This window comes from Peribacillus sp. NPDC076916, from assembly GCF_050269675.1.
Classification (GTDB): Bacteria; Bacillota; Bacilli; order Bacillales; family DSM-1321; genus Peribacillus; species Peribacillus aracenensis.
Genome location: NZ_JBNNIU010000002.1, coordinates 733,380 through 744,058, shown reverse-complemented (window position 1 = coordinate 744,058; position 10,679 = coordinate 733,380). Strand labels below are relative to the sequence as shown.

General features: G+C 32.8%; 8 protein-coding genes and 1 pseudogene. 3 read left to right on the top strand and 6 right to left on the bottom strand.

What is annotated here, in order from left to right; genetic code table 11:
* The 3 genes from ACQKFG_RS08560 to ACQKFG_RS08550 form a co-directional block, all read left to right on the top strand.
* On the top strand, nucleotides 1-1,390 hold a 1,390-nt coding region (locus ACQKFG_RS08560), incomplete at its 5' end, for a hypothetical protein (RefSeq protein ID WP_427557856.1).
* Between the two features lie 175 nt (nucleotides 1,391-1,565).
* A complete protein-coding gene (locus ACQKFG_RS08555) occupies nucleotides 1,566-2,444 on the top strand; it encodes a glycosyltransferase family 2 protein (RefSeq protein ID WP_427557853.1) in 879 nt (292 codons plus the stop codon).
* Between the two features lie 89 nt (nucleotides 2,445-2,533).
* A complete protein-coding gene (locus ACQKFG_RS08550; RefSeq protein ID WP_427557850.1) occupies nucleotides 2,534-3,364 on the top strand; it encodes a glycosyltransferase family 2 protein in 831 nt (276 codons plus the stop codon).
* Nucleotides 3,365-3,379: 15 nt separating this feature from the next.
* Here the strand turns inward: ACQKFG_RS08550 and ACQKFG_RS08545 are convergent, their stop codons facing one another.
* The 6 genes and pseudogenes from ACQKFG_RS08545 to ACQKFG_RS08520 all read right to left on the bottom strand — a co-directional run bounded on the left by ACQKFG_RS08545 (nucleotide 3,380) and on the right by ACQKFG_RS08520 (nucleotide 10,582).
* Nucleotides 3,380-4,663, bottom strand: a complete 1,284-nt coding sequence (locus ACQKFG_RS08545; protein WP_427557847.1) for a glycosyltransferase family 2 protein — start codon at nucleotides 4,661-4,663, stop codon at nucleotides 3,380-3,382.
* 584 nt (nucleotides 4,664-5,247) lie between these two features.
* On the bottom strand, nucleotides 5,248-6,378 hold the full coding sequence (locus ACQKFG_RS08540) for a glycosyltransferase (protein ID WP_427557844.1): 1,131 nt from the start codon (nucleotides 6,376-6,378) through the stop codon (nucleotides 5,248-5,250).
* Between the two features lie 143 nt (nucleotides 6,379-6,521).
* Nucleotides 6,522-7,523: a glycosyltransferase gene (locus ACQKFG_RS08535; RefSeq protein ID WP_427557841.1), complete on the bottom strand. Its 1,002-nt coding sequence runs from the start codon at nucleotides 7,521-7,523 to the stop codon at nucleotides 6,522-6,524.
* A 919-nt stretch (nucleotides 7,524-8,442) separates the two neighbouring features.
* Nucleotides 8,443-8,948 (bottom strand): annotated as a pseudogene (locus ACQKFG_RS08530) (TylF/MycF/NovP-related O-methyltransferase); the annotation flags it as partial.
* Nucleotides 8,945-9,184, bottom strand: coding sequence for a CmcI family methyltransferase (locus tag ACQKFG_RS08525; protein ID WP_427558242.1), 240 nt, complete (start codon nucleotides 9,182-9,184; stop codon nucleotides 8,945-8,947). The gene ACQKFG_RS08525 and the pseudogene ACQKFG_RS08530, both read right to left, overlap by 4 nt.
* 372 nt (nucleotides 9,185-9,556) lie before the next feature.
* Nucleotides 9,557-10,582 carry a hypothetical protein gene (locus ACQKFG_RS08520; protein ID WP_427557838.1) on the bottom strand — a complete coding sequence of 342 codons (1,026 nt, stop codon included), beginning with the start codon at nucleotides 10,580-10,582 and terminating at the stop codon, nucleotides 9,557-9,559.
* Nucleotides 10,583-10,679 lie beyond the last annotated feature (97 nt).

The window sequence follows — 10,679 nt, the reverse complement described above, 5'->3', positions numbered from 1 at the left end:
TAAGGAAAATGAAAATCACCATCAACAAGAAATCGATCAGTTAAATCACACGATTGCTCTTGTTTCGGAGCAAGAAAATCAATATAAAGCCGAGATTGAAAACCTGGAGCAAATGATTATTACTTTTAAGGAAAATGAAAATCACCATCAACAAGAAATCGATCAGTTAAATCACACGATTGCTCTTGTTTCGGAGCAAGAAAATCAATATAAAGCCGAGAGTAAAAATCTGGAGAAAATGATTATTAATTTTAAAGAAAATGAAAATCACCATCAACAAGAAATCGATCAGTTAAATCACACGATTGCTCTTGTTTCGGAGCAAGAAAATCAATATAAAGTGGAGATTGTTAATTTAGAAAAAACGATTAACAATCTAAAGGAAAACGAAAATCAACGTCAACAAGAAATCAATCAGTTAAACCATGCGATTGCTCTTGTTTCGGAGCAAGAAAATCAATATAAAGTGGAGATTGGAAGTTTAGAACAGACGATTAACAATCTAAAGGAAAATGAAAATCTACATCAACAAGAAATCGATCGGTTAACTCACACGATTGCTCTTGATTTAGAGCAAGAAAATCAATATAAAGTGGAGATTGATAATTTGGAACAGACAATTATCAATTTAAAGGAAAACGAAATGCTACATCAACAGGAAGTTAATCATTTAAAGCAAACGATTGCTCTTGTTTCAGAGCAAGAAAATCACTATAAAGTGGAGATTGATAATTTAGAAAAGACGATTAACAATCTAAAGGAAAATGAAAATCTGCATCAACAGGAAATTAAGAACTTAACTGAATCCATAACAGATTTTACAGAAAAAGAAATTAATTTTATTCAAAAAATAGAAACCCTAAATAAAACGGTAATGGATCATAAAGAAAAAGAAATACTTTATAAAGATGAACTAGCAAAATTTATTCTTGAACGAGACAAAAATCATTTGCAACCAACAGGAAAAATGGAAAAACCTTTTAATAATAATGGAATTCAAAAGCAAGTTGGAAATACTCGTGTAAATATGGGAAATTACAATTCGCTAAATAACGAAGAAGTAATTAAACAACCAAATGCGTTTCGATTCTCGAATGAAACAATCCAACAAAAAACTACAACCCAAAATTTTAATATGCAAACATCACATTGTCAAACAATCTTTCCCCCAAATAAATCGAGTTACACAGAAATGGATAGAACACAACAAAATTATAATTCCAGAATAATGTCATCGTATCAGCAAAAAGATTACACAGATACTAAATTTAAAAACACTCATACAGATTCATTGGATATGTTTTATAAAAATCACCCTTTATATAATTTACATTCGGGAGCGCAAAAAACACCAATAGATCCCTTTAAGAATTATAGAAAGCATAAATAATAACCTTTATTTATAGTTAATGTACTCTCACTTTAACTCAACAACAAACAAAAACTTAACTATTTTTTCAACCGAAGATCAAGGATTGTGATAATCCCCCTCTTAACATCAATTTCACAGTCCTTGATTATTTCTTAATAATGAAAAATTCGTTACAAAAGGAGAGAAAAATGAAGTGAAAACTCATCCTTTAATTTCAATAATTTTTCCAGCCAAAAATGAAGGGGAAAATGTGAAAAACACTCTTGATTCATTATTTTCAGTTGAAACATATTATTCCTTCGAAGTGATTATTATTAACGATGGATCATCAGATAATTGCTGCGATTTCCTTAATACCTATACTCATGCAAACCAGGTTAAACTTTTTCAAACAGAAGGAATTGGAGCTGCTAACGCACGAAATTTCGGAGCAACAAAAGCTTCCGGAGAATTTCTGATTTTTTGCGATGCTCATTTACAGTTTGAAGATTTGTGGATCGATCATATTGTAGAACCTCTGCTTACAGGCAAATCAGATGCAGTAACCCCAGCAATCGCCTCGTTTGACAATTCCGATTTCATTGGCTATGGTCAAACCTTAAAGTCAAACCTTAGAATTAAATGGAACTCTAAACAAAATGGACTCTTTGAAACTGCCGTATTACCCGGAGGATGCTTTATTATCCCAAAAAAAGTGTTTGAAGAGGTTGGCGGATTTGAAACCGGATTTAAAACTTGGGGACATGAAGATGTAGAGCTTTCTATTAAGCTATGGCTGTTTGGATTTCGCTGCCACGCTCTGCCTAGTGTAAAAATAATCCATTTATTCAGAAAGGCTCACCCCTATGAAGTTAGCTATGATGAAGTTTATTATAATTTATTAAGAATGGCCTACTCTCATTTTAATAATCATCGCATTCAAAAGTGCAAAAAACTCATGCTCCATGTAAAGGCTAACCCTATTGAATCCCAAGTTCTCCTTGATGGAGTTAAAAAGCAGCGTCGGGCCTACTTTCAAAAACGAAAATATGATGATGATTGGTACTTTGCCAAATTTAATATAGATTTTTAGAATGTATAGAATCCACTATTTGGTTTGATTTGAGAGTAAATCTTGGGTATTTTTTTAAAAAAACAGATTAATATAGGAGGCGAAAAAATTTGACGGTTAATCATGAACACCAATCTTATGCATCACCACTTATCTCAATTATCATCCTTACCCGAAATGGTCTTCCTTTTACAAAGGAATGCATATCGAGCATATTTCGCCACACAAAGGAAAACTTTGAATTGATCTTAGTTGACAATGGGTCTACCGATGGCACCCTTGAATTTCTTAAAACGCTCCCTAACTCTAAGGTCATTGCAAACAAACAAAACAAAGGGTTTTCTGGCGGATGCAATCAGGCATTTACTTTTGCAAGAGGAGATTGTATAGTTCTTCTGAACAATGACACTGTTGTTACAAACGAATGGTTATACCGGCTACTACAGCAACTCAATAAAAATCCTTCAATTGGCATTGTTGGACCGAGATCAAATAATGTCGTCTCACATCAAGCAATTACTCCAGCTCCATACAAGACAATTAACCAAATGCAAAAATTCGCTAATGAATGGGCACAAACGCATGATCAGCAAGGCTATGAAGTGGATTACTTAAGTGGTCTTTGTATGATCTTTAAAAGAAGTTTGATTGATATGATTGGGGGTCTTGATGAACGCTTTTCCCCAGGGTATTTTGAAGATACAGATTTCAGTATAAGAGCTCAAATTTCCAATAAAGAACTATGGGTAGCAAATGATGTTTTTATTCATCATTATGGCAGTAGTAGTTTTAGAATAAATAGAGCATTGCAGAATAAAATCATCCTAGAAAACCGAAAGAAGTTTTTTCTAAAATGGAAGATGAGTGACTTGAAAGAAATTAAAGAAACTGTGGAACGTGAAAAGCCATTCAAACGGGAACAACATTATATTCCCTTTTGATTGGCTTTTTTATTTTCAAAAAAGAATTTCCCACTTAAAAGGCTCTCCTGTTTTAAATTTAGATAACAACGAATGTTCCATTTTAACTGGATTCGTAACCGGAAGCTTCAGCTTCATTGCTACCTGTTTTTCTATAGGATGTAAACAATTCTTCAGGCTAATGTAATAGTTTTCATGCTTAAATAGGGTGCCATCTGGCAAAATAGGGGTGCTTTCGGATAATTCTTCAATAGGAAAAGCCTCTGGTAATTGGGCTAATAAATGTTCATCAGTGGATATTATCTTATCCCACCTAAAATTAAAATCTCTAAATGCTTTTTCATTTTTAATGAGGTGCTTCCGATTATTTTGCAGATAATATACTGCTGGGTGATTTTTAGACTTGATGAGCCTTTGATTTGGCAAAAGCGCCAAATTTATAAAAACCTGACTGTCAACTGGTGGCCCCTCTTTATATTTGAAAAGAAATGGATCCGGAATCTTCACAACCATACTAGGATCATATTTTAATTTTGTAAACACTTCTTGGAAAATCTTTCTCCGTACTTGATTTTCAATAATATAAGTCTCAGAGGAAGGCCCTCTCACAAGAGTTCCGTTTGGAATGCTCTTTGGCAAATGAGTATACAGCCTCTGGAATGATTGATCATCTTTAATCGCGATATCTAAAATTTCCGGAATAGGATGAAATGGTTTATATTTAGTTAAACGACTCCAAAAAGCTGCATCCCCATTATACCAGTATGCTTGATCATCATTCCAGTAGCTTCCAAATTCTTCGAATATTCTTTCTGCAAGGTTACGAGTATGCATGATTGAACAATGATCAACCCACCCCACAGGACTCTTTAATACTCCATATGTTTTTCGAACTTTCTCCTGTTCAACTATTCCATATTCATTAATGGTTTTCACCAATTGCTGTGAATATACGATTTCTATAGAAGAATTTTGATTCAGAACTTTTACCATCGTTTCAAAGCGTGAAGGTAAAAATGAATTGTCATCCGTTAGATAAGTAAGATACTTTCCTCTTGTCTTAGGAATCGCTTCATTAATTAATGTTGCATACCTTGTTGTTTTGTATCTTTCACTGTCTTGAATGTTACTGTTAAAATAATGTATTCTTGGCTTATTTATATATTGCTTTATGATTTTTACTGTTTCTTCATTGGAGTTATCGTCCATGATGAAAAGTTCCCAATTCTGATAAGTTTGATCGAGAACACTTTCTATGGATTCACCAATTGTATTGGGTTTGTTATAACTAGTTAAAATGATTGATATTATGGGAGTCATTTGCTATTCACCTCTTTTAGTTTTAATTTTGAATATAACTTGGTTCATTTTCATTGCTTCGATCTGTGGAAAAGAGCTGAATGTCATTTTATTATATGAAAGCGCTCGAGCGGGCGTCAGTGCTAGGTCCTATGCTGCTACAACTATTGATTTCAAACTCATATGTAATGCATTGATTTTCGTTTGGCCTATGCTAGCTAGATGGTAACCACTTTTCTCTGGAGCAAAGAAAGTAATCATTAACAGTGGGTGAAATAATAAGTCTATTTCACTAAACTTAATTAGGAATATTTAGGAGTATTATTAAAGCAGATGTACCAACGGATGGCCACATCTGCTCAATTTATTGATCCCATTCAATTTCACTTTGAATATCACCCACCTCCGTTAATCGATTTTTTTTAAAAATTTCACCCTCCTCACTCTTATACTACGTATATTTTAAGTTCAATATCCGTATTGTCAATTCCTATCACTTTTCTGATTTTTTAGTAAATAGGAGAACTTTAGGCCTGGAAATAATAGCTATTACGTATTTTCCATTTTATTAAAGTTCCTTTAAAAGACATTTACTTTTTTCACTATCATAACCTCTCTTTAATTTGACTTGAAATATTCTGAAATGAGAATTTATTTTTCATATCTTGTTTTGCTTTTGTAGAAACTTCTTCTCTTTTTATATGATTTTCAAATGCTTCACGCATAACTTTCTTTACATTTTGTTTCAAAACTTTCGCCCATTTATGACCCAAATAAAATTCAGGTCTTGTCTTTTGGAGTTCATTATGGACAGGTTCTAATTCCGGCTCTGGTTGAATAAGAAAAGAATTACTATTATTCATGAATTCTGTAATTCCTCCCCAATTTATAGAAATAACTGGTTTTCCCATAGCCATCATTTCCATCTGTGGCATTCCCCAACCGCAAGCCCTCTCAGTAGAAACATAACAACTACAGCTTGAATATAAGGATAAAAGTGTATCCTGAGGCATTTTTTCAATAATGAAATGGATATGGGGATTATTTTCTTTAATGGGAATATATGAAGATATTACTTTTAAATACTCTTTTTCTTGATTCCAACTAGGGACGTAAATCTTTAAGATAAGACTAACATCTTCCTCATTTGAAAATTCTTCACAAAAACTTGGGATAAGTAAATCTAGACCTTTACGAAAATCAAAGGCTATAGTATATAAAAATCTAAAGGATTTTACTTGTGGTGGAAAAGGATATGGGGGAAATATTTGATCGTATTTTGTATGATCAATTGGATAGTGGATAACTTTTATTTTCGATGGATCAACACCAGATTCTGTAAACGTCCTGTAATTAAATTGAGTAGGTACCCAAATTTCATCCATTGAATTACACAAGTTCACCCAACTCATTGGGATACGATCCGTTTCAAAAATGGTTATTCCAATCCGTTTTTTAAAGCTAAATTTGTTACCATTAACAAAATTCTCTGGTGTTCCATGAATAAATAGTATTGAAGACTGTCCTAAGTTATTATCTGGCGTTCGGATATATCCGTATTTGGACAGCAATTCCTTATCATCATTTCCAAGTTCTTTTTCAATTGAGCCTTTTAAGTTAATTAGTACTGGAAGCCCAATATATTTCAATGCTCTTAAATAATTTCTAGAAACATTTCCATATCCACCGATATCACCTACTGGTCCTACCCACGTAATTCCTGATGGCTCTATCATTTTATTTTTCTCCTTATTTAAGCTTTTTTAAATGCACCTTGGATCAAATTATATTACATTTATGGAACGAATCTAAATTTCCCTTCATGGATCTTAGCTTTGTTGTTAATATATCACACCATACAAAATAAACCTTTAAATTATCAACCTTTACTTAAATATTGTCTCCACTGATTTTTAATATTATCTTTCCCAAACAAATTTATCGCTTTTATTCTGGCACGATCACTAATTTCTTTAGCAAGTTGATGGTTATTCATAAGTTCACTTATATACATTTTTAACTCTGAAATATTATCTGATACATATCCTTCCTTACCATTTTCAATAATATCCTGAATTTCAAAGGTTTGTTGTTTATAAAATTGATGGTTACCCTGTTTTTCTCCAATTGAAACTATAGGAATTCCCGTCATGAACGCCTCAATAAAGCCTAGAGTATAACTCGTTACTTGCGTTCCTGTATAGAAAAAAATACGGTTATCCTTCATTTCCTGCTTTAATTGTTCGTATGTTATCTTCCCAGCACTTTCTGGTAATCCCTCATTTCCTCCACCAAACAATTTTACAGGAAATCCTTTACATGTTTCATGAAAAAAATCATAACTACAATCAACTGCTCTTTGTTTCATCGATTGATTCAAAGCCATTATTTGATTAATATTACCATTCCATCCATTATACTCCAATGGGTCTTTGTAAAAGCGTATTAATGCGTCTTCACCAAGGTATCCGGGAATCATTTTTTCTCTTGGTGAATAGCGGACTATCTCTAAACCTTGTTCACGATACGGCTTCAGTAACTGTTCAACTGAAGAAACAGACTGCCCTATTGATCTCCAGATAACGCGTTTATGCTTAATCTTTTCCCAATTATTAACCACGATTGAAGGTGTATGCATGATGATAATAATATCCTTATCTTCAATAAGCCTGGGATCAAGATCATCTTTGTTAGGGGAATGATCAACCAAATCTGCGAAATTGGGGTCATAATTCATATCAGGGATAGGTGGGCGAAGTGAACTTCCTATATGTGGTCGACTATAAGCGCCATGAGAGAAACATTCGTATCCCAATTCATTAAATATTTTTAATTCATCATACTCTAATACCTCATGAACAGAAATATATAAAATGCGCATATTCTACCCTCTTCCTAGATGAAATTTATTTGTATTAAATCTAATTTTGAAATGGTTTTTTCACCCAAAATGCGAAGTTTCATAGTTATTCGTAGTTCTTTTTTTAACAAAAGTCTTTTTAATATCCTATGCTTAACATTTTGGAAGAATGTTTTTTAATATAAATATTTAGGGTTTCATTACTATAAGAACTTGTGGATACAAATTTGTAGTGAGGCTTAATTATGGTAAACGGGAAGCCTCAATGCTATTCAGTATAAGTAATGCAGCCAGTTTCATAACATTAAAGTAATAAAACTAACATTCTTTTTTTAATTAATAAAAGTTGTTATGTTTGTTAATTCGAAAACTCTGATATTAAATAAAGCATTTTTTTGGAAATGAAAGGCGTTAACGTTATGTGGTAAGATTACGAGTAATCTTATGCTGGAGAAAGGCACCTCAAATAACACTCGTATCAAGGTTAGCTGAAGTGAATTCAAATAAAGTTGGATTTTGAATATGATTGTTATCATTCTACACATGAAGTATGTTGTTAGATACCAAATAGGTTAGTTAAACCATCCGGCATGTTGGGAATATTTGTTTGTTTTAACGGAAATGCTTATGCCTGAAGCGACAAAAGTAATTAATTAACTAATCTAAAAAAGGGAATTATTTTTTTGTCCACATTTTTGTTATATTTTTAAATTGCACTGAAGGAATTAATTAAGATCCTTTTAAACATAGCATTCATTAAAAAAAAACAGCATGGATTCTTTTTTATTTAAATTCCAATAGGAATACAGTAGAGCGGCTAGGAAAGACACTCTACCGATTTCATGGAATAATCGGAGATACTTGCCTTTATTAAACATCGGTCATAATTAAAATATATTCAACCTAAAACTAGCTTTAAACAGCACTATGATTTAAACAATTATATCTGTTTCAATTTTCTCCAATAACAAGCACCACTTACATCAATGTTTACAAGAGGTTCAGCGATATTTAATTCGGGTCTAAAATCTTTCACAGCAGCATTACAACCTGGTAAATAATAATCATCTATAATTATATACCCACCATAGAGACTTTTTTATAAAGGTTTTTTAAACTATCCATAGTGGAACCATACATGTCCCCATCCAATCATAATACAGCTAACTTTTTAACATGAGCTAAGGTTTCTTTTAAGAATACAACCTGATTATCTAAGAGATCGTATTTTTTGAAGTTTTCCATTACGTACTTCTTTTAATGGTACTTTCAAAAAATCATATGTATGATGTGGATCCCCTTTATCTTTGGGATATTTATCTTTATCAGGTATCGGTAATCCTTCAATGGAGTCAGCAACCCATACTTGTCTATCATTTACTTCATGAACTTTAGAAAACCCCTCATAAAAATACATACTCCACCTCTCCAAACCCCTGTTTCTACTGATCAATAATTTTGGTATCTTCTAAAATTAAATAACTACCGACTGTAACGAAATTACCGTATAATTTCAGTTCGTTTAGAACATGGTTTTTAGAATGAACTGAGTCTAAAATAACCATAACAGTATCCGTTAGATTGATCATACTCTTAACATTTCCTATCGTTTCTTCTGCTGTTGAAGATGCTTCCAAGTATGTTATTCTTGCGTGAGAAGGGCTATTAAGTTGTTGACGAATACCATTGGTATTAATCTAACCTTTATTTATAAGATCAAGTATAGTTTTAAGGAATAATGGACTACCTCCACCGAATGTTCCATTTTTCATAGTAACGTCTGGTTTTATCTCATAAATAATTATTGATATAAAAAAAATCAAACGGAAGTTTACTACCTACGTCCCTAGCCATTTCGCAATAGAAGATACCATAATATAGTAATTTTAGTTATGGAATTCATCAATTAAGTTATTCATTAATTAAAAACCTCCATTTAATGAAGGATAATAATCCATGTGCTTTTCCACAGATAATTTATTTACTTTTTTAACAAGAACCTAGACACCTTCCCCATTCAAAAGATGTCTTCTTCTACATCACAAAACTTTGTTTTACTTCAAACCTTTCATAAAATTTTGAATGGATTTTCCCTCATTATCAAAATTAACCTTACTTTTAAAGTTTTCATATACATTTTTGCATAAATTTTCATATTTTTTTTCATCTGAATAGTATAGGATCTTATTTACCACCTCTTGGGGGCTTAATCCGTCTATAGCAAGGCATGTTTTACCATCGATCATGAGCTCTCTTCCCATTTTGTCTTTATAGTATTCCATCTTCACAATCATTGGCTTTGCTACGGCAGCAGTGTTATAGATGATATGACCGTACCCATCTCCCCCATTTTTTGTATGCCAAATAAAGCGGGACTGCTTCATTTCTTTTGCTAATTCGTTGGGGCCATTCGCATAGCCGTCACGGCACACATTACCAAAACTTTTAAATGTCCAATCAGGCATCAGCCTTTCTACAGTCTCAAACAAGTTCCAATCAAAGGCGTATCCCTCAGAGGTAGGAAAACAATTAACAAAAGAAGATATTTTTTGACCAGGGTAGGAAAAGTCAGGATAAAAAACGGAGAGATCAAATTCTTGGTGATATGAAATAAAACGTATGTTTTCTGGAACACCTTTGATTAACGCACTTGCCATGATATTTTGGGCAAGTCCTGCTTCAACTGCCCATGAGTTTCCAATTTGGTAAATTAACTTTGGCTTATTAGGGTGGCTTTTGCAAAGACGACGGAATGGTTCAATATGTTGTGGGAGTGAAGCAATTACGATATCCACAGGCATTTTGTAGAAACCTTTTAAAGTAATGCCTTTTCCAGTAAAACCAGTATCAGGGCATAAAAAAATAGAGTTATCTTTCCCATATGGTTCGGCTCTACTGGAATCTAAATACTGTTTAACTGTGTCCGGATGATCAAATACTTTCCAAAAACCATGAGTATACCAATCATATCCAATAGGGTGAAAAATACTACCACCCAGTCGCCTTTCGAATAACAAAGTTAAGCTATAAAAAAGTGAACCATGATGGTAGTCAGAAAAAACAATTGGCTTTGAATACATAATTTCCACTCCTTTAAGGGTTCGTTTTTCTACTACATCTCATTTAATATTAATACACCCTCCCTTGCTTGCACTGTATGGATCATGTCCGCCGAAT